The following is a 288-nucleotide window of genomic DNA, read 5'->3' as shown; positions in this document are numbered from 1 at the left end:
TGCACGTCGACCTGAGCTACACCGCAGAGCATCCTGGGCGTGTAAGCCATATCGAGCGCCGTTACCTGCGCCAGGACCATTTCGATGGGCGCTGCGACGTGCTCGTCAGTTATCGCTATGACAGCAACGGCGATCTTGCCGAAGTATTGGACGCTCAGGGCACGACCCTTCGCAGCTTTGCCTACGACAGCGGCAGGCGCATGACCGAGCACCGATTGCCGAGTGGCATGCGCTGCTTCTACCAATGGGCTCAAGTACCTGGACCAGACGGCCAGGAATGGCGCGTCA

At 60.8% G+C, this 288-nt stretch carries 1 protein-coding gene; it reads left to right on the top strand.

Going from position 1 to position 288, the window contains the following annotated elements:
- Window positions 1-288, top strand: a 288-nt coding sequence (locus E1K68_RS27585; protein ID WP_212614972.1) for an RHS repeat domain-containing protein, incomplete at both ends; no start/stop codon positions are given.

It is taken from the genome of Pseudomonas sp. B2021 (assembly GCF_018135665.1).
Taxonomy (GTDB): domain Bacteria; phylum Pseudomonadota; class Gammaproteobacteria; order Pseudomonadales; family Pseudomonadaceae; genus Aquipseudomonas; species Aquipseudomonas lactis.
This window is presented reverse-complemented; position numbering and strand designations above follow the sequence as displayed.